Source organism: Chitinophaga sp. CCNWYY40 (assembly GCF_037483205.1).
Taxonomy (GTDB): domain Bacteria; phylum Bacteroidota; class Bacteroidia; order Chitinophagales; family Chitinophagaceae; genus Chitinophaga; species Chitinophaga ginsengisegetis.
In genome coordinates this window covers 928,918-954,088 of sequence record NZ_JBBHLF010000001.1, presented here as the reverse complement: position 1 = coordinate 954,088, position 25,171 = coordinate 928,918, and the positions used below count along the sequence as shown (strand labels likewise).

Sequence of the window (25,171 nt, the reverse complement as noted above, 5' to 3'; positions counted from 1 at the left end):
CAAGCGGCCAGGGATCAGCTTTTCCAAAAGCTATCCCTGACCGCTACGCACTTATCATTTTTTAAATATTGCCTTTCTTCAGTTCCTTCACGGCATAGTCTACTGCGCGGGCAGTTAACGCCATATACGTGAGAGAAGGGTTTACGCAGGAAGCGGAGGTCATGGATGCGCCATCTGTTACAAATACATTCTTCACAGCGTGCATCTGGTTAAAGCCGTTGAGCACCGATGTTTTAGGATCGCGGCCCATACGTGCGGTACCCATTTCGTGAATGGCCATACCCGGATAAGACCCGTTGTCGTATGTTTTCACGTTTTTAATACCTGCGGCTTCCAGCATTTCTGCGGCGTCATTCATCATGTCCACACGCATTTTCTTTTCGTTCTCCTTGAACTCTGCATCAAATTTCAATACAGGCTGGCCCCATGCATCTTTCACAGAGGTATCCAGGGTTACCTGGTTGGATTCATAAGGCAAACATTCACCGAAGCCACCTAAACCGATGCTCCATTGACCCGGTTCGGTGAGCATTTCCTTGAAGTCTTTACCCACACCCATTTCAGCGATACCGCGGCTCCAGCCTGAGCGGCTGGCGCCACCCTGGTAACCAAATCCACGGATATAATCACGTTTATCGCTACCGATGTTGCGGTAACGGGGAACATAGATCCCGTTAGCACGGCGGCCGAAATAGTATTTATCGTCGTATCCTTCCGCAGTACCGCCGGCGCCTGTACGGAAATGGTGATCCATCAGGTATTTGCCCAGTACGCCGCTGTCGTTACCCAACCCATTCGGGAAGCGGGAGGAAATAGAGTTCATCATTACAAAGGTAGAACCGAGGGTAGAACCATTGATGAAGATGATCTTCGCATAGTATTCCACCATTTGCTTCGTGTGCTTGTCAATCACCTTTACGCCCGTTGCCTTGCCTTGCTTTTCATCATAGATGATGGAATTTACAATGGAATCAGGGCGAAGCGTGAGGTTACCGGTAGCTCTTGCTGCCGGCAGTGTGGAGGATTGTGTGCTGAAATAAGCGCCAAACGGACATCCGCGGCTGCAAAGGTTACGGTACTGGCATTTCTCACGGCCGGGAAGCGGCTGCGTAATGTTGGCTACACGCCCCATGGTAATATTACGGCCCTTGAACTTTCCTTCCACGCTGGCCTTTAGATCTTTTTCCACGCAGTTCATTTCCATAGCCGGCATAAACTGGCCATCAGGCAGCTGCGGAAGCCCTTCACGGGTACCGCTGATACCGGCAAATTTCTCTACGTAGTCGTACCAGGGAGCAATGTCTTTATAACGGATAGGCCAGTCTACGGCAATGCCGTCTTTCAGGTTGGCTTCAAAATCAATATCGCTCAGGCGGTACGACTGACGGCCCCACATAATGGATTTACCACCCACAATATCCGGGCGGTACCAGTCGAAACGCTTTACTTCATTATACGGACTTTCGGAATCGTTGATCCAGTATTTTTCGTTGTGTTCACTATAGGGATAGTCGCGGCTCAGTTTAGGATGTGTTTCGCGCTGATCTATGGTGATACGGCCGCGGTGTTTAAACTCCCACGGATCTTTGGTAGCGGTTTCATAGTCTTTCACATGCTCCAGTGGTTTACCACGATCGAGCATGAGTACTTTTAAGCCTTTTTCTGTCAGCTCTTTGGCTGCCCATCCACCACTCACACCTGAGCCAATTACGATGGCATCATAAGTATTTTCAGCCTGTGCTTTTATATTCAGGTTCATTTAATTTGGATTTAGAAAGTAAAAAGAAGATTATATCGCCCAGGCCTTCTCTCCTTTGGTGTAAGGAGTGCAACCTTCGTACTTACCGGGAACGGCTACATAGCGCAGTGCTTTGGTGGCACCCGGTTCGGAAGTGAAATAACCCAGCAGGGTTAATTCTTTCAGGTACTGGAAATAATGGGTAGGATCCCCTTCTTTTTTATCTTTACGCTTGTTGTACTCTACGCGCTCTTTTTCAATCCCTGTCAGGAGTTCGGTACGTTGTTCCGGAGTAATATCCATGAAGCCTTTTTTGAATTGCTTCTCACTTGCCTCATTAATTTTTAATAACCCATCGAGGAACACCTGCTGATCTTCCTTCTTGTAGCAATCGTTCATCATCACAATGATAAAGTCTTCTACTTTGGCATCTTTTGCACCAGGAGTACTGGTTTTGGGTATGATGGTTTCCGCTATCTCCGCTAATAAAGCTTTGGTTTCCGGCTTTTGAAGATCGTAGTTCTTAGGAGCGGAACCTGTACAGCTTTCTAAAGCTGATAACGTGGAAGCGGAAATGGCGGTGCCCAACAAAATCGCCACATTCCTTATTGCGTCTCTTCTGTGCATAAATAGTAAGTTGATTTGACCTTCGAACAAGTTGGAAAAAATTCTTCTAAAAACCAAATAAAGAGGGGTGAAATATGCATGAGCAGTTAAAAAACAGGAAGAAGTAAAAAAAGAAGATGGGTAGATGTAAGTCTGTATTACGACTTCCATCTACCCATCGGCCTGTGCAATGTGGCAACTGCTACAGGATGTATTTTCCTTTGTCGTCTACCAGTACAACCGGCAGGCGGTGGTGTTTTTCAAAATAATCGTACGCTGACCTGAGTTCCGCCCAGAATTGTTTGGAGGAATTGTCTGTCATTGTAAAGGTGCCCAGGTAGTTCATGGAACCTGGGTTGCCAAATTTCACAGGGAACACATGCACCGGTATGAAGTCCTGTCCTGCATTCTTTGCATTTACTGCTAAAATGTATACCTCATCAATGAACTCATCAGTTAAAGGAATACAGCCTACGGTGATACAATTGCCGTGGATATAGATTTCACCGCCCGGGTTTTTCGGATCGCTCAGGATGCGGTCTGAAAAATTCGGGTAGTTGATCCCCAGCGACAGGTGATAGTTACTGTTCGGGTTAAAATCGTTGATATAGTAGAATCCTTCCGGAACCTGCCGGTCGCCTTCCTTACGTTTAGGTCCCATTTTACCGGAGAGCGTACACACCCGGTAAGATTTGAACAAACGGAAAGTATCCTGGGGGTTATTTTTCACCCAGATTTCCATTTCACTGTCCAGTTTGAAGGAACGGACAAACATATATCTCGCAGGGTAAACAAGACCCTTCTTTTCGAATTCTTTTTTCAGCAACTCCTCCTTTTCACGGTATGCCTCCCCTACTTTGGGAAACATTTTCTGATTGTCGAGGAAAGATTGCTGGGCAAAAATTTTACCTGCACCCAACAAAATCAGGACGATTACAACAAGTCGCTTCATAATACTATTCAACAAATTTTAATGTTTATACCAGGTTTATATAAGCAAGATAAAACAATAACAGGGCAAAAATAAAATATATTACCATACTCACTTTCCTGTTGGCAATCTTCAATATATAGTGCTTGTGCCCCTGATAGATCAATATAGCCGTAAAGGCCTGGAAAATCCCACCTAACAAAAACAATACACCGAACAGCGTTTGCATCCTCATAAAAAACGGAACTCTTATTTTTATATTGTAAAGTTACGCGTTTATTACGTTACTGTAGCTTTATCCATTCCAGTTTTACGGTAGCCGCGTCCATGCCGGAACTAAAAGTGGCACGAACCGGGTACTTTCCATTATAGGCGTAGGTATAGGTGTTGGTAACCACCCTGGAAGTGTTTGGGCTGCTGATGTTTTCGGTAAGCACGTTGTGGGCCGACAGGCTTCCGGCGCCGCCTTCCAGCAGGATGCCCAGCTCGGGCTGCAGCTGCTGCGGGTTCAGTTTGCGGTCGTAGGTATAACTAACGGACGACGTATACACGAACTTGCTGTACCCTGGCTGTTTTCCATAGGTATCCATCCGTTCTACATCTCCTTCCTGGTTCCAGGTATACTCCAGGTACCCACTGTTTTCCCAGCCGGCTTTGACAGTGTTACGGCCAAACTGGTAGCGCCTGGCTAATTTACCACTGTTGTCATACACCAGGGAATCGTAGGAATACAGGGCATTGTCACGATAGTAGGTGATCTTCGATACCTTGTCGCTCTTGTACTCAAACGACAGGTAAGGCTCGCCGGTAACGGCTTTTTCATCGGCAGCCGACAGGCACCTCACCAGGCGGCCATTTTCGTATACCGGCAGCTGGATGTCGCTGTAGGTATCATTTTCTGATTTGCGCAGCTGTACAATTCTGCGGATGGTTTTGTCCGTGTTGTACTCCACCAGGGTTTGCCCTGCCGGTGATACTACTTTGTGCAGGTACGTTTGCTGATCGCCTCCGTTGTGGAGATTGATATGGTTGCCTTCGCTACGGAAAGCAGTAAGGACGGTGAACGATGTCACCAAAGCGGCATAGATAGCCCCGCGGGCTATGGAAGTTGTGAGCATAGGTTACAAATATTAAATATAAATATACTGTGTAAAAATAACTAAAGTGTGGCGAATGTGGGAAAAGACGCAATATATACGCGCATTTTCAGCGGACGGTTTAAAATAACGCGATATTTACATATCGTTAACATTCGAATATATTTTATAATCGCCTTCGGCGATGCGGATTCTGTCTTTCTCCCGATTAGACTGATCAGGCTGATTACATTGATTTTATTTTTTAGAATTATTTTGATTTTAGTAAAAAGATGAGGGAAGATCACAGCGAAATACGCTGCGATCTTCCCTCATCTTTTACATCCAAAAAAGTGCGGATTTTGCCAGATTATGTTTATCTTTATAATGTGCTTAAAGCATTGATATTCAGTTTATTCCTCTGACGGAACCTGTTGAAAGAATGTTTCAGACCCCCCTATAGCACATTGATACACAATACGTTACCGATCAAGTCCACGTCACCTCCACATCACCTCCGCGTCAAGTCCATACCAAAGGCATATGCTAAGTATGAGCTAAGTATATGCAAAGCATCAGCTAAGCATGAGCTATCTCCCCCATCTCCTAAAGAAAAAAGTAAAATCAATGTAATCAACCTGATCAGCCTAATCGGGAGAAAGACAAAATCCGCTCCGGAAAACCGGAGCGGACTGCAGTTAAAATAGTTGTAACCTCCCACCGGGAGCTGAAGAATTATAAATTACCGCGCAGCGCCTGTTCTCTTTCTATAGACTCAAACAACGCTTTAAAGTTGCCTTTACCAAAAGACTGCGCGCCCTTGCGCTGAATAATTTCAAAAAACACCGTTGGCCGGTCCTGGATAGGCTTGGTGAAAATCTGCAACAAGTACCCTTCATCATCACGATCCACCAGGATGCCTAACTTTTGCAACGGCGCAATCTCCTCATCAATCTTACCCACCCTGTCCAGCAAGGTTTCATAGTACACTGGTGGCACCGTGAGGAACTCTACTCCCCTGTTCTGCAGCTCAGTTACTGTTTTCACAATGTCGTTGGTAGCAATGGCCACATGCTGCACACCCGGCCCGCCATAGAAATCAAGGTACTCTTCAATCTGCGACTTTTTCTTTCCTTCTGCCGGTTCATTAATCGGGAATTTCACACGGCCGTTACCGTTACTCATCACCTTACTCATCAAGGCTGAATACTCGGTGGAAATATCGCTGTCGTCGAAAGAGATCAGGTTCCTGAAACCCATCACGCGCTCGTAAAATCCAACCCAGGTATTCATCTCATTCCAGCCTACATTACCTACGCAGTGATCTACATATAATAAGCCGGTGTCAGTTGGGTTGTAATTCGTTTTCCATTCCTTGAAACCTGGCATAAACAGCCCTTTATAGTTTTTACGTTCTATAAAAAGATGCACGGTATCGCCATAGGTATGGATACCACTCCGTACTACTTCGCCAAATTCATCTTTCTCTGTAACCGGCTCCAGGTAAGGCGTAGCGCCGCGTTTCACCGTTTCCTCGTAAGCAGAGCGGGCATCGTCTACCCACAACGCCAGTACTTTCACGCCATCGCCATGCTTGGCAACGTGACGGGCGATTTCCGTATCCGGCAACAGGGAGGTGGTGAGTACAAAGCGCAGTTTATTCTGCACCAGCACATAGGAAACCCTGTCTTTTACACCGGTTTCAGGACCGGCATAAGCTACCGACTGAAAGCCGAAAGCAGTTTTATAATAATGAGCCGCCTGCTTGGCGTTGCCTACATAAAACTCAACGTAGTCGGTACCGTTGAGTGGTAAAAAGTCCTGCTGACCGGTTAAGTTGTCCGCATTCACTAATGCTGTTTCCATAACATTCAATTGTTTTGGTTTTATAAGTTGGTTGGTTTTTGTGTATCATTTTATTCTGCCCAGCTCATTACATAGCTGCCATCTTCAATACCCAGTGCTGCTTCGGTGATCTGGAGTGGGTGAAAGGTGTCTACCATCACTGCCAGCTCCTTTGTTTCCTTTGCGCCGATGCTTTTTTCCACGGCTCCGGGGTGAGGCCCGTGCGGAATCCCCGCAGGATGCAGGGTAATCATCCCCCGCACCACATGCTTACGGCTCATAAAGTCACCGTCTACATAATATAATACCTCATCACTGTCGATGTTACTGTGATTATACGGCGCAGGGATGGCCTGCGGGTGGTAATCAAATAACCGCGGACAGAAGGAACACACTACAAAGTTGTTGCCCTCAAAGGTCTGATGCACCGGTGGCGGCTGGTGTACCCGCCCGGTGATCGGTTCAAAATCGTGGATGGAAAAGGCAAACGGGTATTCGCATCCATCCCAGCCAACTACGTCGAAGGGATGATGTTTATAATGAATGGGATAAATCACCCCTTTCTTTTTAATCCGGATCAGGAAGTCGCCTTCCTCATCAATGGTTTCCAGGTGCTGTGGCTGCCGGATATCCCGCTCGCAGTAAGGGGAATGCTCCAGCAATTGGCCGTATTTGCTCAGGTATCTTTTCGGATAACGGATAGGACTAAACGATTCTACAATAAACAGGCGGTTATCTTCCGTATTAAAAACAATCTGGTAAATAGTGCCGCGGGGCACCACCAGGTAATCGCCATAGCCGAACTCCAGCTGGCCATACTGTGTTTTCAACACACCACTGCCTTCATGTACAAAAATCATTTCATCCGCATCGGCATTTTTGTAAAAATATCCCTCCATACTTTTCCGGGGCGATGCCAGCACAATATGAAGATCACTGTTTACCAGCACGGCTTTGCGGCTATCTAAAAAGTCGTCTTCCGGCTTAATGTTGAACCCGATAAAGCTGCGGTGCTTCAGCATCTTCTCTTCTGCTACCTTTGGCGCAACGGAATAAGGTTCATCTACTTTTACAATCTCCGTAGGGGGGTGACAGTGATACAACAAGCTGGAGTGGGAAGAGAACCCCTCCGTGGAAAACAACTGCTCCGAATACAGCTGGCCGTCCGGTTTACGGAACTGGGTATGGCGCTTATGCGGTATTTGTCCTAGTTTATAATAATGTGGCATGACAGGTGGTTTGAGAAAATTGTTCTGGTGTACAATTAAAAGATTGAATGGGTGTATGATTCATTGTACTGGTGTATGATTCATATTTATATGATACAGCGCAACCTGCTGATGGCAGCAAAAATTAAGATACACATGCGCAGGAATAGCAACTGAATACTATTACAAAGTTACGGTATATAAACACGAAGGATGGCCGGTAGCGGCCGTTGGGAAAGGTTATGCCAAAGTCGAATCCATGGCAAGCGTGGCCATGAGAAAGTAGTAGTTAAGCTGACTGTTGCTTGTATATTTCAGTGAAATGGACAAGTGGCAATTGTTTAGGCGACTAAGGTAAGGAAAAACTGCGATTCCCAAATGATTTTTGTAATAGGCAGGATTTAGGGAGATATCAGTCATAAAATTGTCACCAAAACATCATTCTATCAAAAATCACAAATCACGAAATCACAACTACACGGTTTATATTTTGAATATAATTCTAAAAATTAGCCGTAATAAGTATCAAAAATCAACAAACGACCCTAATTTTAAAACATTTCTAAAAATAGCCACTGCGCTTTTATTTACCAGTGTAATTGTGGACTTTTGTTACACAATCGTCATATTCCAATAGTGATACCGTTCTACACATACCAGTTCTCTTCGGTTTCTGCCTCCAGGCAGATAGCGGGCACTATGGCGACAACGACCACCATTATTACAACCCCACTGCGGGGTTAGTTTTCACATATTATCCAACGACCACAAGGGTGGTACATAACCGGGAGGACCCGGACTTATCTATGTATAAATTTTCCATATGCAAGTATTAAAATTTGGCGGCACTTCAGTGGGAAGCGCCAAAGCAATAGAACAGGTTTGCAACATCCTCAAACAATATAAACCTGCCGGTAAATATGCTATCGTTGTATCTGCACTTGGCGGGGTAACGGATAAGCTTATACGCTGCGGACAACTCGCGGAACAAGGCAAGGAAGACTATAAAAGTGTATTACAGGAAATTGAAGCCAGGCACCTCGATACCATCCGTGAACTATTCCCTATCACCGCACAAAGCGGGCAAATCAGCCAGCTGAAGAAAAAACTCAATGCCCTCGAAAACCTCTGCGATGGCATCTTCCAGGTAGCAGAACTCAGTCCACGTACCCTGGATAAAATCATGAGCTACGGCGAACTGATGTCCTGCGTGATAGTAGCCGAGAAACTGAAACAACAGGGATTCTCCGCTACCTGTAAAGACAGCCGCGAACTCATCGTAACAGACAACCACTTCGGCCATGCCGCCGTTAACTTTGTTGCCACCAATCACCATATTACACAGTTCTTTGCACAGTCGCCCGCCGACTATGTAGTACTGCCAGGCTTTGTAGCCGCTACCCCCGATGGCGAAACCACTACCCTCGGCCGCGGCGGCTCCGACTATACCGCCGCTATCGTGGCTGCTGCCGTAAATGCAGCCGTACTCGATATCTGGACAGATGTCAGCGGCATGATGACCGCCGACCCACGCATCGTATCACAGGCCATTCCTATCTCACACATCTCTTATGTGGAAGCAATGGAGCTGTCGCACTTCGGCGCCAAAGTCATCTATCCCCCCACCATCCAGCCGGTGATGAGTAAACGCATCCCCATCTGGATCAAAAATACTTTTGCCCCGGAAGATCATGGCACCCTCATACAGGATAGCGCCGACCGCAGCTTCCCCGTAACAGGCATCTCCGGTATCCCCAACATCGCCCTGCTCACCCTTGAAGGTAGCGGCATGGTGGGCATCCCCGGGTTCTCCAAACGCCTGTTTGAATCCCTCTTACGGGAACGCATCAACGTAATCCTTATTACCCAAAGCTCTTCCGAACACTCTATTACCGTGGGTATCCATGAAGCAGATATGCTGAAAGCCAAAACTGCGGTAGACAGCGAGTTTGCACAGGAAATAAGCGAAAAACGGATAGAACCTCTCCTCGTGGAAAAAGACCTTTGCATCGTGGCCGTAGTAGGTGATAAAATGAAAAACCATCACGGCACCAGCGGTAAGCTCTTTGGCACCCTGGGCAGGAACGGTGTGAACGTAAGGGCTATCGCGCAGGGATCTACCGAAAAAAATATCTCCGCAGTGATCAACAAAGCCGATATCAAAAAAGCACTGAACGTAATGCACGAAACCTTTTTTGAAACACCCCTCAAACAGGTGAACCTCTTTATCGCCGGCGCAGGAAACGTAGGCAGCAAACTGCTGGAACAACTGGAACAACAGCAATACTACCTCCAGCATGAACTGGGCCTGCAGATCCGGGTAACCGGCCTGGCCAACAGCCGTCATACCCTCATCAGCGAAGCAGGCATCACGTTGCTGGACTGGCGCGAACAACTGGAAAAGGCCAACCATATCAGCACCGCCGATTTCGTGCAGCAGATAAAAAACATGAACCTCCGCAACAGCGTATTCGTGGATAATACCGCCAGCAGCGACATCGCAGCTGTATACCACGAATTCCTGCAACACGGTATTTCCGTAGTTACCTGCAATAAAATTGCCTGCTCATCAGACTACGCCTATTATAAACAACTGAAAGACCTGGCCCGCAAATACAACGCCTCCTTCCTGTTTGAAACCAACGTGGGAGCAGGACTACCGGTTATCAATACACTGAATGACCTGATCCGCAGCGGCGACAAAGTACACAGCATCGAAGCCGTGCTATCCGGCAGCCTCAACTTCGTGTTCAACCATTTCCTAAATGGCACCAGCTTCCGCGAAGTAGTGAAAGCCGCACAGGATGAAGGCTACACTGAACCCGATCCGCGCATCGATCTGAGTGGTAAAGACGTAATGAGAAAGATCCTCATCCTGGCCCGTGAAAGCGGCGCCGCCATTGAAATGGATGAAATCACCAACCATTCGTTCCTGCCCGCCGAATGCCTCGACGCCCCTTCTGTACCCGCCTTCTATGAAGAGCTGGATGTACATGCCGGTCACTTCCAGGGACTACGCGAAGCTGCCGACGCTGAAGGCAAACGCCTCAAGTTTGTAGCCCGCTATGAAGATGGCAAAGCCTCTGTAGGACTGCAAAGCGTGGCTCCCGATCATCCGTTCTTTAAACTGGAAGGCAAGGACAATATCGTGCTGTATACCACCAGCCGGTACAAAGACCAGCCGCTGATCGTAAAAGGCGCAGGAGCAGGAGCAGATGTTACCGCCTCCGGCATCTTCGCAGACATCATCCGGAGTGCCAGATTGTAAACTTTCCATGAATTGAGTTGCAATCCTGACAATCAATTATTAAATTAAACTAACTTAAAGGTGATATGGACAGTATAAAAGTATTTGCGCCGGGAACAGTGGCCAATGTAGCTTGTGGCTTTGACGTAATCGGACTGGCGCTGGACGCGCCGGGAGATGAAATGATCCTTCGCAGGAGCAGCGAACCAGGCATCCGCATTACTGCCATCCACGGTGCGGACCTGCCCCTGGAAACATCGCGTAATGTAGCCGGCGTAGCCGTTCAGGCTTTATTACAGAAATACGACCAGCCGGATATCGGTATCGAAATAGAGATCTTTAAAAAGATCCACCCCGGCAGCGGCATCGGCTCCAGCGCCGCCAGCAGCGCCGGCGCGGTGGTAGGCGTCAATCATTTACTGGGAGAACCCTTCTCCAAAAAACAACTGGTAAGGTTTGCGATGGAAGGTGAACGGCTGGCCTGCGGCTCCGCCCACGCGGATAACGTAGCCCCCGCCATCCTCGGCGGCTTCACACTGGTGAGAAGCTACCGCCCACTGGATATTACCACGCTTCATACCCCGGAACACCTGTGGGTTACCGTGATACATCCGCAGATAGAAGTAAAAACGTCTGACGCCCGCGAAATACTGAAACAAAAAGTACTCATGACAGACGCCATCCGGCAATGGGGCAACGTAGGCGCACTGGTAGCCGGGCTTTACCAGGACGATTATGAACTGATCAGCCGCTCGCTGGAAGATGTGATCGTGGAACCCATCCGCTCCATCCTCATCCCGGCTTTCCACGAACTGAAACTGAAATGTAAAGAAGCCGGCGCCCTCGGCGGCGGTATCTCCGGTTCCGGCCCCTCTGTTTTTATGCTCAGCAAAGGAGAAGAAAATGCCCGCAAAGTAGCGGCTACGATGGATAGCGTTTACGCACCACTTGGCGTGGATTATAAAATCTACGTTTCCCAGATTAACACCGCCGGTGTAAAAGTGATTGACTAACTAATTAACAACGTTTTATTCATGCAGTATTTCAGCTTACAGAACAAGCAGCACCAGGTAAATTTCGAAACAGCAGTAGTACAGGGATTAGCACCAGACAGAGGACTCTATTTTCCGGAACAGATACCAACGCTGGATAAAGACTTCATCAATAACCTGCATAATTATACGGACCACGAGATCGGACTACAAGTAATCCGCCCGTTTGTAGGCGATGAAATACCCGAAGAAGCATTAAAAAAGATAGTAACCGATACCTTACATTTTCCTTTCCCGGTACAGAAAGTAACCGGTCATACTTATGCCCTGGAACTGTTTCACGGCCCTACCCTCGCATTTAAAGATGTGGGCGCGCGCTTTATGGCAGGCTGCCTCGGCTACTTCCGCCGCAACAGCACCACCCCGGTAACCGTACTGGTAGCCACTTCCGGCGATACCGGCGGCGCCGTGGCCAATGGGTTCTATAATGTTCCCGGCGTGGAAGTAGTGATCCTCTACCCTTCCAACAAAGTAAGTGTGCTGCAGGAAAAACAACTCACCACACTGGGCAACAATATTCATGCACTGGAAATAGAAGGCACTTTCGACGACTGCCAGCAACTGGTAAAAACCGCGTTCCTCGACCAGGAACTGCAGGCACGCCGCCCGCTCACCAGCGCCAACTCCATCAACGTAGCCCGCTGGCTGCCGCAGATGTTCTACTATTTCCTGGCATACAAACAAATGAAAGCGGCACATCCCAAACTCGTGTTCTCCGTACCCAGCGGCAACTTCGGCAACATCTGCGCAGGCATGATGGCCGCCGCTATGGGATTACCGGTATCACACTTTGTAGCTGCCACCAATATCAACGATACGGTTCCCCGCTTTATGGAAAGTGGTAAATATGAACCAGGCAAAGCATCGCCTACCATGTCTAACGCAATGGATGTGGCAGACCCCAGTAACTTTGTACGTATCCTGGAACTGTTTGGCAACAGCCTCCCCTCCCTCGCAGAAAAACTTACGGCCTACAGCTTTAATGATAAAGATACCGCCCGCACAATGGAGCAGGTATGGAAAGAAAACCATTACATGCTGGACCCTCATGGCGCCGTAGGCTTCATGGGACTGCAACGTTACCTGGAACATTCACCGGAGCTGACAGGCGTTTTCCTGGAAACAGCCCATCCCGTGAAATTTGAAGACACCGCCCCTAAATCTATCCGGGAAGAAATATATACTCCCGCAAAGGTGATGTCTTTATATGGTAAGGAAAAACAGGCTACCCTGCTGGCTGCCGACTACCCAGCTTTCAAAAACTGGTTAATGCAATAATGATTCTGTAGTTTTGGCGCCAGTATGAAGTATTTACCTATCCTCCTGTTATTGATGGGTGCGCAGGCATGTAACAATGCCGGCACCCGGCAGCAGAATACTGCCAGCCGCCCGGACTCCGTGTTGTACAGCGATATCATCCGGCCGGTAACGGATTCTATTTCACAGTTTCCCAACAGTCCCGATCTGTATTACCATCGCGCACTGCTGCTGTTTAATACCAACCCGGCACTGGCACAGGCCGATTTTGAAAAGGCCGCCTCCCTGATGCCGGCAAACACCGACTACTGGGCCGGCGCCGGTGAAGCCGCCCTGATCGTGAATGATTATAAAAAAGCGGCCGCAAATTTTCAGCAGGCCCTGGCTACCGCTCCCGGCTATACGTACCTGGAATACCGCCTTGCCACTGCGCTGATAGAAAATAAACAATACGCCGAAGCAGACAGCATCGCTAACGTGCTCGCACAAACGACAGATGCCCGTGATAAGGCATTCTACCTGAAAGCCCGCATGGCGGAAGATAAACAGGATACCACCACGGCTATCCGTCACCTTACCTCCGCTATTCATGCCGCCGGTAAACAACCTGAATTTGAAGCCGTGATGGAACTGGGCGACCTGCTCCGCAGCCGCAAAGCCACCGCCGCCCTCAACTATTACCAGCAGGCATGGCAACTGGATACCACCAACGCTTATCCTTTATTTGAAGCAGCACAGTTCCAGGAAGAATTGGGCGATCTGTCCGCTGCTCTCAATGCCTACCGGAAATGCATCGTGGCTGATCCCGGCTTTGAACCGGCCTACCTGGCGCTGGGGAAAATTTACAGCAATAAAAAAGACTGGAAAACAGCTTACACCTATTACAACCTGGCTGCCAAATCGGCTCCGACAGATGCATGGGCGTATTACTACCGCGCAACTGCACACGAACAACTGGGCAACAAAACCCAGGCGATAGAAGACTATACAAAAGCTACTTCCTTTAAGAAAGATTTCAGTGAAGCAAAGGAAGCCCTGAGAAGATTGAACCCGTAATTACTTAAATTTACATCATTCAAAAATAGAGCACTTGGAAAAACATCCTGTTTTAGTGGCGCCATCTTTACTGGCAGCAAATTTCCTGGAGCTGGGAAAAGAAGTGGATATGGTAAACCGCAGCGAAGCCGACTGGTTCCATCTCGATGTGATGGACGGACGGTTTGTACCAAATATCAGCTACGGCTTACCCGTGATTGCACAAATCAGGAAGAAAGCGCAGAAACCCTGTGATGTACACCTGATGATCGAAGAACCGGAAAAATACGCAGCCGACTTCAAAAAGGCCGGCGCCGATATACTCACCGTACACTTCGAAGCCTGTATCCACCTGCACCGGAATATCCAGCAGATCAAAGGTCTGGGTATGAAAGCCGGTGTGGCGTTAAACCCTCACACCCCCGTGGGCATGCTCGAAAATGTGATCCGGGATATTGATGTAGTGCTGATCATGAGCGTGAACCCCGGCTTCGGCGGACAAACATTTATCGAACAAACCTATCAGAAAATAAGACAACTGAGACAACTGATCACAGATAATCATGCACATGCGCTCATTGAAGTAGATGGTGGCATAGGCACCGATAACGCCGGACAACTCATCCAGGCGGGCGCAAATGTATTAGTGGCAGGCAGTGCCATCTTCTCCTCTGCCGATCCTGAAAAAACTATTCACGCACTCAAGACAAGTGCGCAATAATTTCCTTTGATAATGGCTTGGTGAGATATCCTGTTACAAAATTGTAAGCATTCACACGTTCCCTGTCCTTTTCATCAATGGAGGAAGTCAGTACAAAAATCCTGATTTGCTTCGGCAACTGCGCCTGAAAAACAGCATATTCTTCCAGGAACTCCCAGCCATCCATTATAGGCATATTAAGATCCAGCAGTATAAGATCCGGTAAGGCCTGTGCTTCTCCCGCATTTTCCCGGAGAAGATCCAGTACATCCTGTGCGTCGGAAAATACACGGATATTACTACTGATAGCCTGACGTTCGATCATGATTTTGGCAATCTGCTGGTGAATCGGGTCATCATCTACAATAAAAATCGTATTGATTAAACTCATAAAGGGGGTTTATTCTGATCTAAAAGTAATAATAAATTTGGTTCCCTCTCCGGGATGACTTTCTGCTCTTATATTACCACCCATTGCTTCCACCTGGGTTTTAGTGATAAATAAGCCAATTCCCTTCGCATCTTTATTTTTATGGAAGGTTTTACGGAAGCCAAAAAGTTTGTTGCCAAACCGCTCCATATCTATTCCCACCCCGTTGTCTTCCACGCTCAGGATGATGTTATCGTTTTCTTTCCAGCTCCGCAAATGCAATGCAGGCGTGCGTTCCGAAGAACGGTACCGGATAGCGTTGGTAATGAAATTCTGGAGGATGCTGTCGAGGTATACCCGCGGGTATTCAATCACCGGCTCATCATCAAAATCATAGGTGATCTGGATATTGCTGGTTTCAATATCTACCAGCAAAACATCCCTTACCTTCTGTAATCTTTCTGCAAACAACAGTTTTTCTTTCTCCACATTCACATCTTTCCGGATCTGCACCACTTCCACGAGGTCGTTCAGCGTTTCATCAATCTTCTTGATCACCTCGTGTACCATGCCCAGGTAAAGATCCCTTTCCTGCTGGGCGGCAGCCTCATTGTGCATCTGCATCAGCGCCTTCAGGTTGGCAATAGGCGCCCGGAGGTTATGGGAGGTGATATGGGCAAAATCTTCCAGCTGCTTGTTCTGGTTCAGCAGGTTCTTGTTCAGGTTAGACAGTTGCTCGTTCGCCTTCCGCAGCTCTTTCTGCAATTTCCGGCTGTCGGTGATATCACGCATAAACACGGAAATCCCGCCATCCTGCATAGGGGTAAGGAGGAAATCGTACCATTTGTCCACCCCGGGGAAGTAGATGCCGAACGACTGTGATGCCTGCTGCTGGATACATTCCTGCAGCCGCGCATAAAACACGGTTCCGCTCAGGCGCGGAAACTCCTCAAAGATATTATTGCCCATCGCCACCGGATGACCGATCATTTTCTCTGCCTTCCGGTTCAGGAAATTGAGGTTCCCTGATTTCTCCATCGCGGCATATCCCATATCAATAGTGTCAAAGAAAAGACGCATCAGCTCCGTGTTCCGGGTAAGTGCGTCCCTGATTTCCAGTTGTTCGGTGATGTCCTGCACTACCCCGTACATACGTACCATCCGGCCGTTTTCATACCCTGGCTGCCCGATGGACCTTACCCTTTTTACCTGTTGTTTGGAAGAGATGATGGTGAGCTGTGCATCGAAGGGTTTGCCCGTTTCTATACATTGCCGCATCAGCCCCTCGATGCTTTCCCGGGCCTCCGGCGTATAATACCCCAACGCTTTTTCAAGGTCGATGCGGGTGTCTACCGGGCAGTCGTGGATGTGGTACGACTGGTCCGTCCACCGCACCTGGCCACTGTCTACATCCAGTTCCCAGCCGCCTATTTTACCAATGGTACCCGTTTGTTGCAGGAACTCCTGGTTCTTCTTGATCTCCAGCTCCTGTAGTTTCTTGTCCGTGATATCATTCACCAGCGCTACCACAATCATTTCCTTGTCTACCGGCTCAATCACCGGAAACACGGTCAGGTCAAGGTATACTTCCCTGTCTACGGTTGTCCATCGCTTGTCCTGCGAAAAATCGATCCGCTTTTCCACGCGGAGCAATTTATTCTGTTCCAGGGCCTGTACAAATAGTTTGTCCAGCTCAAACATGGTGGCCAGTTCATCGTTCATTACGTTGAAAGGCTGACGGCTGACGGGATGCGGCGAATTAAAAAAGAAACGTTGTGTTTGATTGATCCGGCGGATAAAGCCAAAATTATCAAACTGGATATAGCCGATAGGCAGGTTCTCGATGATGTTGTCGAGGAGCCGTTCGCTTTTCTGGAGACTGAGTTCCGATAATTTTTTTTCTGTGATATCATCCAGTATCAGGAAGATATTGTCCATATTCCGTTGCTGGTCTGTGAGCGGGAATATGGTGGCTTCAAAGTATACCGGATAAAGCCGGGTAATGTTTTCGTGGTGTTTCTCGCGGTAGCTGAGGAGGATTTCCTTTTTGATGGTCTTCCCGGTTTTCCGGGCTTCCTCAAACATACCGGCGAGGCCATTAAGCCGGTAGAAAGGATCTTTCAGCCATTTATAATCAGGTTGGGTAAAGAAGGCGTGGTGTTTTCCCCAGATCTGCCGCTGGCGGCTGTTCATGTCCATGTTATCGCCATCCGGTGAAAACTGCTGCAATCCGAGGGGCAGGTTTTCCAGCACCTGGCCGTAGTACACTTCATTACGGGCACGTTTGATTTCAGTGAGTTTACGTTCGGTGATATCGATGCCGATCAGCATGCAGTGTGTAAAGGCGCCGGTTTCACTGAAAAACGGGGTAATGCCTGCTTCCAGCCACAGTTGGGTATCTGACGCGTTGATAAGAAAACACAGTTGTTCCTGTACCGGTTTTCCTTCTGTCAGGGTTTTCCAGAGATCCTGCCAGTGTTCCGGGTGAGCAGGCCGGAAGAGCGCGGTAAAAGGGCAGCCGGTGAAGGGGCCGTCTGATGGCTGCAATGCCGCTATCACCTGCGTATTAACCGCAGTCACCGCACCTGCTGCATCTATGGTAACGGAGAGTGCAAAGGCATTAATAGCGGTTTCAAGATGCTGTAAGTGGCTGTAATGCTGTTCCAGCATAACTACATTCATATGATAGCAGAATCTAAGATCGTTGTGTCAGGAAACGCCTAAAGTAGGCATTATATAATAAAAAACACTATTAGGCAGGTAAAAGTAATAAAATGTTGCGGAAAGGTCAATTCCCTACAAACGCACAATTAACAGGGGGAAGAGTGGATTGGTTCAATCATTTATCCACCTGTTGTGGATTTTGAGTTTTCCGAAATTGTTAAACGATCAATATCTTTGAGATAACTTATTACATTATTATTTTTTAAATATTATCAGATGAAAGTTTTGATTATCATGGGTTCCGAGAGTGACAAGCCTGTAATGGAAGAATCTCAGAAACATTTGCAGTATTTTGGAATTGAAAATGAGATGATAGTAGCTTCTGCTCACCGCAATCCTGATAAAGTAAGAGAGTTGTGTATAACCGCTCAGGAAAAGGGTTTTGGCGTAATTATTGCCGCGGCGGGCATGGCAGCAGCCTTACCTGGAGTTGTATCTGCTTACACTTCGCTGCCTGTTCTGGGAGTTCCTTTAGATGGTGGTTTACCGGGTGGTATTGACGCTTTGTATTCAATTGTACAGATGCCTGCAGGTTTACCGGTAGGTACACTGGCAGTTGGAAAAGCAGGTGCACGTAACGCAGCTATACTGGCCGCACGTATCCTGGCTTTGGGCAACAAAGATATCGCTGCTAAAGTAGAAGCCTTTAAACAGAACGGGTACAGGATTTAGTGATAGCTTAACAATGGCATCCTCCAGGTTATACAAGATTTAAATATATTCGGATTGAAAAATACCGATCATTTCCTGGACAATTAAACCTTAGAATCATTGACTGAATCCATTATCAATTTAGACAGTATTAATCCCATTGAGTTTTTCGGCGTTAACAACGGAAAGCTTGATCTGCTGAAAAAGAAATTCCCATTGCTTAAGATCCTGTCCAGGGGCACCCAGTTAAAATTGAGTGGGGCACCGGAAGAAGTGGCTACAGCGGAGGAAAAAATCGGTCAGATCGTTAAATACCTGGAACGGAACGGTAACCTGACAGAGAACTATTTTGAACAGATTCTGGGAGATGAGGAAGGCACCAGGATCGACAATTTCAGCGAGCGTAATCCCAATGAAGTATTGGTGTTTGGACCCAACGGCAGAACCGTAAGGGCCCGTACATCCAATCAGAAAAAGATGGTAGCGCTGGCCGAAAAGAACGACATCATTTTCGCAATAGGTCCTGCCGGTACCGGTAAAACCTATACCGCCGTAGCTTTGGCGGTTCGTGCGCTCAAAAACAAAGCAGTTAAAAAGATCATTCTAACCCGCCCTGCGGTGGAAGCAGGCGAAAGCCTCGGTTTCCTGCCGGGAGATCTCAAAGAAAAGATCGATCCATATCTGCGGCCATTGTACGATGCGCTGGATGATATGATCCCTGCGGAAAAGCTGAGTTACTACATGACCAACCGCGTCATTGAAATTGCACCATTGGCGTATATGCGTGGACGTACCCTGGATAACTCCTTTATTATCCTGGATGAAGCGCAGAATGCCACCGACCTGCAGATCAAGATGTTTCTAACCCGTATCGGCGCATCTGCACAGGCCATCATCACCGGTGACCTTACACAGATAGATTTACCCAAAAATCAGCAATCCGGTCTGGAAAGGGCTACCCGCATCCTTCGTAACATCGATGGTATCGGGCATGTGGAACTTGATGAAGAAGATGTGGTAAGACACCGGCTTGTAAAAGCCATCATCAAGGCTTATGAAGCCAATAAAGAAAAATAAGGCATGCGGATATCCTGTTATCCGATAGCTGGTTATTTGTTTGGACGGCACAGCCACCAGGCAGATAATCAGCTATCAAAATAACAATTATCTCAATATTTAACTCTTTGTTAACGGCGATTGCCGTAAGTTCACCTGTTTTTATCCGAGGGAGACCTTCAGTCCGGAAGCCTGTGATTGTGCTGAGCTATAGCTGATGACTTTGCAGTATTGAAGTTTACCCCTATTTTTGTTGTGATATATTATAATTTATCGACCGCATGACCAATTTTTTTCGAATCATGACACTGGCATTGATTACAACGTTGCTGTTAGGCAGTTGTAAGAAAAGGGCTTCCCCCGAAGAGGTAGCGCTGGCGTTTATGCATGCGATTCAGGATTCGAACTACGACCAGGCCAGGGATTATGCCACAAAAGAATCCCAACAGGTATTACAGATCTATGCCATCTTTGACGGCCGCCGCAGTGGCGCAGAAAGGGAAAAAATTAAAAACGCCCGCATCGAGGTAGTCAATATCGAAGAAAACGGCGATAAAGCGGCTGTTACAATACTGAACTCCTCCGCCCATCAGAAAGAAGTCCTGCAGATGGTGAAAGAAAACGGCCAGTGGAAAATTTCCCTGACGTTCGACAGCATCATTCCCAATTACACACCCCAAACCGGTGGTAATGCTGCCTTCGACTCTACTGCTTTGCCGGCAGACAGCGCACCTGTTAATAGCCTGTCGGCGCCCGGAAACTAAATAATTACCGCCCTCTTTTGTATTTTACACAAAAGGAAAGGATAATTTTTAGCTATTAACAGCTAGTTCCCTTAATTTTGCCACGCATTAATGATCAGATGTGTGGCTTATTCCTGTTTTTACTTACCGGAAACCTGACCATATCTCCATGAAAAGTGAGGTGAGTACTTTATTCACTTTTCAACATTAATCCAATATTGAACAATAAACCTTAAAGTAAAGTAGATTATTATGATGACAAATCCCTGGCACAGTGTGAGTCCCGGCTCTGAAGTGCCTAATGTTGTAAATGCAATTATAGAAATTCCAAAGGGATGCCGCGCTAAATATGAACTGGATAAAGAAAGCGGTTTGCTGAAACTGGACCGGGTTTTATATTCTTCTGTATACTATCCTGCCAACTACGGCTTTATTCCACAATCTTACTGCGATGACCATGATCCGCTGGATATCCTGGTAATCTCCCAGATCGAATGTGTTCCCATGTGTATCATCGATGCCAAAATCATCGGCGTAATGCAAATGATAGACGGCGGCGAAGCTGATGATAAAATCATCGCGGTAGCAGCCAACGATATGAGCGTAAACTACATCAACGATATTACCGAACTGCCTCCTCACTTCATCGACGAAATGCGCCATTTCTTCGAAGAATATAAAAAACTGGAAAAGAAAACCGTTGTGGTGGAAGAATTCCAGAACAAAGAGAAAGCAAAACAGATTATTCTCCAAAGCTTTGAAGATTACCGTAAAATTTTCAAACAGAGCTAAGCTGCCAACAAATAACTTTATAAAAAAAGCAGCAGGGATAATCTCTGCTGCTTTTTTTCCTTCAGGCCATACGGCTAAAAGTATCTCTTTATAATCCGCAGATGATGCGTGCGCAAACTCGTATCCGCATTTATAATCCCTTCGTTATCTATCGGATCTATCCGTACCTTTCCGGAAGAATGGATAATTTCATGATCGTTCAGCAAAATACCAACATGCGTAATCCGCCCCTCTTCATTGTCGAAAAAGGCGAGATCCCCCAGGCGCGCTTCCTGTAAAAAATCAACAATATGCCCCTGGGTAGCCTGCTGGTAAGCATCCCGCAAAAGCGGAATACCGGATAGCTTAAACACGTTCTGCGTAAAACCGGAACAGTCCACGCCAAAAACACTGGAACCACCCCAGAGGTACCCGGTGTTCAGAAACTGCGTTGCAGCGCTTTTTAAGGCAGTAATATCTACAGGGGCGGGATGGGTAAGCGGAAGGGGCTTATCCTCAAATTTTACAGCAATAGTACCCCACTGCGTGGAAATATCGCTGTCGCTCTTCACCAGGCACCCAAATGGCACCAGCATAGGCTGGCCGTTCATAGTAACCCGGTTTACCCAGCCCGGAAAATAATACTTCGCAGGCGCCAGGTACAGCGGTTCATCTATTATTTCCAGGTGGGCAGCGGTGGCCCAGCCGGTATATCCGTCGTATTGGTTTTTTACTTTCACCCAGCCGTCGGGAGCTGTTTCGGTGATCTCCACCCCTGCTCCCCATAAGAGCTGGGAAATCATTTCGCTTTTATGTGAGGCAGTACTCCTTAATGGCGCAACTGGCACAATGACAATGGCGTATGGCATATTAATTGTATAAATCCCTTTTACTATTCAATAATCTTATGCGCTAAATGAACTTTTTCCGCTTTTGTACGTAAATATAAAGTAATAAGTTTATGCAACAACAGTTAACCAATTTATCGGACAAAGAGTTAATATCCCGCGCCAGGAAACAGCTTGACCGGGAGGCAGAAGGCGTATTGATGGACAGGTACAGTCATTTACTGGTTGCTGTGACAATTCCTTATCTGAGTAGCCAACCGAACCTCGACCCCAACATTGTTTTCCCCGCCCTGCTGCAAAGACTAAATGCCAGTCTTAAAACGCAAACCATCTACAAAGCCAACGAATGGATCCTGCATATACAGAAAGGATATCTCGGGAAACCTGAAAAGAACATCCCCTTCTATCCATCCCGCGACGGAAGAGACCTGCTGCATATCGAAAATACGGTAGACAAAGCCGCTACCAATATCATCGACCGCCAGGACCTCATTGTACGGCTGGAACAGGCCCTCCAACGGCTGAGTGCAGATGACAACGCACTAATCACGCAATTCTATCTTGAAAATAAATCCTTTGCCGACCTTACAGCTGCTACAGGACTTCCCAGGGAGAAGTTAAGATCGCAACTCAAAGCCGCCAAAGCAAAACTTGCCAAGTTATTCATGAACCAGGGATATGCAAAGTAACAAACCGAATAATGAGAAAGTACTGAAGATCTTTTCTGCCATCCGGTGCCTTAGCAGGGACCAGCTGCCCCGTTATATGGAAGGCAGGCTGACCGACGTGGAACGCCACCTGGTAGAACAACACCTCACCGACTGCGATCTCTGCTACGATGCATTAACCGCATTAGAGCAGGAAGAAAACACCGAAAGATACCAGGACCTTACCAATAAGCTGCAACGCTATGTACAAAACAGCATACAGCCTGTTTCGCATGTGCAGAAAATAGCGCAATACACCCGCAAGGAAAAGAACAAGGAACACATGCTCGCCTACTTCTGGATCATTGCCTTCATTGGCCTCGGAATAGGCAGCGTGTACGTATTGCGCGGACATATACGGAACCAGCCACCTGTACGTATCATGGCATCATCCGTGCCGCAAAAAGACTCCGTACGTGAAGAAGTGGCGACGGGCGTTCCACTGGTAACAGCCGCAGAAAATAATGCCGGAACAACAACAACGCCGGCCCCTGCTGCCGCCCCGGCCACGCAAACGTCCGCCAAACCAGCAACTGCCCCGGTTCACCCCGACTCTGCCGCGCTGAAAAAAGCAGCCGCTTTAAAAGCCCTGCAAAAGAAAGCCGCAGCAGACAGTATCAGAAAACATACATTACTGCAAAAACAGGCCGATTCCCTGAAAAAGGAAAGCGCCGATAAAGCTGCAGCCGCCAAAGCAAAAGAAGAAGAAAAAAAACCGGATCAAAAACCGGAACAGAAACCCGTCCAAAAAGAAAAAGAACAGGCGCCCCCACCGGAACCTGCTAAAAGAGAAACACCCTCCACCGCTGTTAACAGTGATGAATACCTGTACAAAGCAGCAATGGTATACCAGCAACAGGGCAACCTCAATGAAGCCATTAGCAGGTATAAGAGAATAGAATCCGTAAGCTCAGGCAAATACGTGGAAATGGCCCGCTATCAACTCGCTATCTGCTACCGCAGCAAAGGACAGGCAGGCAAAGCCCGTCGCATGTTCAAAGAAGTAGTCCGGATGGACGGCTCCATGAAAGCCGCTGCCCAACAGGCATTGGATAGTATGTAAAAAATAAAATATCAAAATAATTATGGATTTTTGCAAATGCTGCATCTTAGATGCAGCATTCCATTTATTAGCCTGTGAATAATCCAGACATACAACAACTAACAGACCAGGAGCTACTGCAACGGTTCAAAGCTGATAATAACAGTGATTGGATAGGTGTGCTGTTTGACCGGTATGCCCTGCTTTTGCTGGGTATGTGCATGAAATACCTGAAGAACGAAGAAGATGCACGCGACGCCGTGCAGCAAATCTTTCTCAAGATGTTATCCGACATCAACAGGCACGACATCCAGTATTTCCGGGCCTGGATCTACCAGGTAACAAAAAATTACTGCCTGATGCAACTCCGGCAGAAACATATGAAATACAAGGAAGAAATCTCCGACAAACATATGGGCGGTATTGCCGCTGATCCCGAAGATAAACAGGTGTACCAGGAAAAGGATATCTTGCTGGAAAATATGGGGCAGGCCATGAGCCAGCTAAACCCCGAACAGAAAATCTGTGTTGAACTGTTTTACCTGCAAAAGAAATCCTATCAGGAAATTGCTGATCAAACCGGGTATAGCCTCCTCCAGGTTAAGAGCTATATTCAGAATGGAAAGAGAAACCTGAAACTTTTATTGGAAAAACAACAACGCGCAAACAAAAGTTAATTTGCATCAATAGTGATATGAACGAGCATTTCAACGATATCTTTGTAACTACAAGCTGTCCTACGCAACAGCAGCTGCTGGACTATGTGCAGGGCAAGCTGTCTGCGGAAGAACAACATGAAGTAGAAATGCACCTGTCTGACTGTGAGCTTTGCAGTGATGCACTGGAAGGACTGGCTGCGATAAAAGATAAGGAAAAGATTCCAGGATGGATTATCGAAATGAAATGGAGTCTTCTTAAAAAATTACACAAACGCTACAGGACCAGGAGAAAATCAGAAAATTATATATCCCTTGCCGTTATTATTCTCTGCATCCTTTTCTTACTACTCGCATTGTTCTGGGCGTACCATTTTTCTGTAAAACATTAACGGAGGGAAAATATTCCCTCCGCGGTATTTTGCAGCTAATATAACTTCTTATCTCCCTTTTCTTTCCATCTCCGGAAAACATTCAACGCCTCAGGATCGGGTAAAGCAATCAGCGGAATCTTTTTATCCGTATGATCCTTCTCTATTTCCCGGTAAATAAACGAATCATCAAAATCAATTGCGGCGGCATCTTCCTTTGTATTGGCGTAGTAAACACGCTGCGGCCTGGTCCAGTAAATAGCGCCCAGGCACATCGGGCAGGGTTCACAGGAAGTATATATTTCGCAGTCGTGTAACTGGAAAGTGCCCAGCTTCTTACACGCCTCGCGGATAGCCACTACTTCTGCATGGGCAGTGGGGTCTGTACTTGTGAGCACCTGGTTCCAGCCCTCTCCTACAATCTCATCGCCCCGCACCACGATCGCGCCAAAAGGACCGCCGTCACCGTTGTCCATTCCTTTACGCGACAAGGCAATGGCATGCTGCATAAATCTTCTTTCTCTTTCTCCCGGCATA

Annotated in this window: 23 protein-coding genes; 13 read left to right on the top strand and 10 right to left on the bottom strand. The window is 47.3% G+C overall.

What is annotated here, in order from left to right; genetic code table 11:
- Window positions 1-61: 61 nt before the first annotated feature.
- The 6 genes from V7S65_RS03865 to V7S65_RS03840 all read right to left on the bottom strand — a co-directional run bounded on the left by V7S65_RS03865 (window position 62) and on the right by V7S65_RS03840 (window position 7,425).
- Complete coding sequence (locus V7S65_RS03865) at window positions 62-1,759, bottom strand: GMC family oxidoreductase (RefSeq protein WP_336386137.1); 1,698 nt, start codon at window positions 1,757-1,759, stop codon at window positions 62-64.
- Window positions 1,760-1,789: 30 nt separating this feature from the next.
- Window positions 1,790-2,365 carry a gluconate 2-dehydrogenase subunit 3 family protein gene (locus V7S65_RS03860; protein WP_111578791.1) on the bottom strand — a complete coding sequence of 192 codons (576 nt, stop codon included), beginning with the start codon at window positions 2,363-2,365 and terminating at the stop codon, window positions 1,790-1,792.
- A 181-nt stretch (window positions 2,366-2,546) separates the two neighbouring features.
- On the bottom strand, window positions 2,547-3,296 hold the full coding sequence (locus tag V7S65_RS03855; RefSeq protein WP_079468130.1) for a L,D-transpeptidase family protein: 750 nt from the start codon (window positions 3,294-3,296) through the stop codon (window positions 2,547-2,549).
- Window positions 3,297-3,559: 263 nt separating this feature from the next.
- Entirely contained in the window at window positions 3,560-4,393 is an 834-nt protein-coding gene (locus tag V7S65_RS03850; RefSeq protein ID WP_336386138.1) for a hypothetical protein, read from the bottom strand.
- 693 nt (window positions 4,394-5,086) lie between these two features.
- Window positions 5,087-6,217, bottom strand: coding sequence for a 4-hydroxyphenylpyruvate dioxygenase (gene hppD / locus V7S65_RS03845; RefSeq protein WP_079468134.1), 1,131 nt, complete (start codon window positions 6,215-6,217; stop codon window positions 5,087-5,089).
- Window positions 6,218-6,267: 50 nt separating this feature from the next.
- Window positions 6,268-7,425: a homogentisate 1,2-dioxygenase gene (locus tag V7S65_RS03840; protein WP_079468135.1), complete on the bottom strand. Its 1,158-nt coding sequence runs from the start codon at window positions 7,423-7,425 to the stop codon at window positions 6,268-6,270.
- A gap of 802 nt (window positions 7,426-8,227) precedes the next feature.
- On the opposite strand from V7S65_RS03840, the gene thrA reads away from it, so the two are divergent.
- From thrA to rpe, 5 genes are all read left to right on the top strand, one after another.
- The gene (gene thrA / locus V7S65_RS03835; protein ID WP_336386139.1) at window positions 8,228-10,672 is read left to right on the top strand and encodes a bifunctional aspartate kinase/homoserine dehydrogenase I; all 2,445 of its coding nucleotides are present in this window, start codon (window positions 8,228-8,230) and stop codon (window positions 10,670-10,672) included.
- Between the two features lie 65 nt (window positions 10,673-10,737).
- Complete coding sequence (locus tag V7S65_RS03830; RefSeq protein ID WP_336386140.1) at window positions 10,738-11,664, top strand: homoserine kinase; 927 nt, start codon at window positions 10,738-10,740, stop codon at window positions 11,662-11,664.
- A gap of 21 nt (window positions 11,665-11,685) precedes the next feature.
- Window positions 11,686-12,981 (top strand): threonine synthase, encoded by a 1,296-nt coding sequence (gene thrC / locus V7S65_RS03825; protein ID WP_079468138.1) that lies wholly within the window; start codon window positions 11,686-11,688, stop codon window positions 12,979-12,981.
- Window positions 12,982-13,005: 24 nt separating this feature from the next.
- On the top strand, window positions 13,006-14,016 hold the full coding sequence (locus V7S65_RS03820; protein WP_079468139.1) for a tetratricopeptide repeat protein: 1,011 nt from the start codon (window positions 13,006-13,008) through the stop codon (window positions 14,014-14,016).
- A gap of 34 nt (window positions 14,017-14,050) precedes the next feature.
- Window positions 14,051-14,716 carry a ribulose-phosphate 3-epimerase gene (gene rpe / locus V7S65_RS03815; RefSeq protein WP_079468140.1) on the top strand — a complete coding sequence of 222 codons (666 nt, stop codon included), beginning with the start codon at window positions 14,051-14,053 and terminating at the stop codon, window positions 14,714-14,716.
- Here rpe and V7S65_RS03810 read toward each other — a convergent pair.
- Window positions 14,697-15,086 (bottom strand): response regulator, encoded by a 390-nt coding sequence (locus V7S65_RS03810; protein ID WP_079468141.1) that lies wholly within the window; start codon window positions 15,084-15,086, stop codon window positions 14,697-14,699. The genes rpe and V7S65_RS03810 overlap by 20 nt on opposite strands.
- Window positions 15,087-15,095: 9 nt before the next feature.
- Complete coding sequence (locus tag V7S65_RS03805; RefSeq protein WP_336386141.1) at window positions 15,096-17,747, bottom strand: PAS domain-containing protein; 2,652 nt, start codon at window positions 17,745-17,747, stop codon at window positions 15,096-15,098.
- Between the two features lie 258 nt (window positions 17,748-18,005).
- Here V7S65_RS03805 and purE point away from each other — a divergent pair, with 258 nt between their 5' ends.
- From purE to V7S65_RS03785, 4 genes are all read left to right on the top strand, one after another.
- On the top strand, window positions 18,006-18,461 hold the full coding sequence (gene purE / locus V7S65_RS03800) for a 5-(carboxyamino)imidazole ribonucleotide mutase (protein WP_079468143.1): 456 nt from the start codon (window positions 18,006-18,008) through the stop codon (window positions 18,459-18,461).
- A gap of 99 nt (window positions 18,462-18,560) precedes the next feature.
- On the top strand, window positions 18,561-19,517 hold the full coding sequence (locus V7S65_RS03795; RefSeq protein ID WP_079468144.1) for a PhoH family protein: 957 nt from the start codon (window positions 18,561-18,563) through the stop codon (window positions 19,515-19,517).
- A gap of 260 nt (window positions 19,518-19,777) precedes the next feature.
- Entirely contained in the window at window positions 19,778-20,260 is a 483-nt protein-coding gene (locus V7S65_RS03790; RefSeq protein WP_079468145.1) for a DUF4878 domain-containing protein, read from the top strand.
- Window positions 20,261-20,491: 231 nt separating this feature from the next.
- On the top strand, window positions 20,492-21,031 hold the full coding sequence (locus tag V7S65_RS03785; protein ID WP_200817196.1) for an inorganic diphosphatase: 540 nt from the start codon (window positions 20,492-20,494) through the stop codon (window positions 21,029-21,031).
- 74 nt (window positions 21,032-21,105) lie between these two features.
- Here V7S65_RS03785 and V7S65_RS03780 read toward each other — a convergent pair whose 3' ends face one another.
- Window positions 21,106-21,879 carry a C40 family peptidase gene (locus tag V7S65_RS03780; RefSeq protein ID WP_336386142.1) on the bottom strand — a complete coding sequence of 258 codons (774 nt, stop codon included), beginning with the start codon at window positions 21,877-21,879 and terminating at the stop codon, window positions 21,106-21,108.
- A gap of 92 nt (window positions 21,880-21,971) precedes the next feature.
- On the opposite strand from V7S65_RS03780, the gene V7S65_RS03775 reads away from it, so the two are divergent.
- The 4 genes from V7S65_RS03775 (at window position 21,972) to V7S65_RS03760 (ending at window position 24,655) form a co-directional block, all read left to right on the top strand.
- A complete protein-coding gene (locus tag V7S65_RS03775) occupies window positions 21,972-22,547 on the top strand; it encodes a hypothetical protein (RefSeq protein WP_079468148.1) in 576 nt (191 codons plus the stop codon).
- On the top strand, window positions 22,537-23,628 hold the full coding sequence (locus V7S65_RS03770) for a tetratricopeptide repeat protein (protein WP_111578799.1): 1,092 nt from the start codon (window positions 22,537-22,539) through the stop codon (window positions 23,626-23,628). Before V7S65_RS03775 ends, V7S65_RS03770 begins: the two co-directional genes overlap by 11 nt.
- A gap of 74 nt (window positions 23,629-23,702) precedes the next feature.
- The gene (locus V7S65_RS03765; protein WP_079468150.1) at window positions 23,703-24,284 is read left to right on the top strand and encodes an RNA polymerase sigma factor; all 582 of its coding nucleotides are present in this window, start codon (window positions 23,703-23,705) and stop codon (window positions 24,282-24,284) included.
- 17 nt (window positions 24,285-24,301) lie between these two features.
- Entirely contained in the window at window positions 24,302-24,655 is a 354-nt protein-coding gene (locus tag V7S65_RS03760; RefSeq protein WP_111578800.1) for an anti-sigma factor family protein, read from the top strand.
- Between the two features lie 35 nt (window positions 24,656-24,690).
- Here the strand turns inward: V7S65_RS03760 and V7S65_RS03755 are convergent, their stop codons facing one another.
- Window positions 24,691-25,170 carry a nucleoside deaminase gene (locus V7S65_RS03755; RefSeq protein ID WP_336386143.1) on the bottom strand — a complete coding sequence of 160 codons (480 nt, stop codon included), beginning with the start codon at window positions 25,168-25,170 and terminating at the stop codon, window positions 24,691-24,693.
- Window position 25,171: the final 1 nt, after the last annotated feature.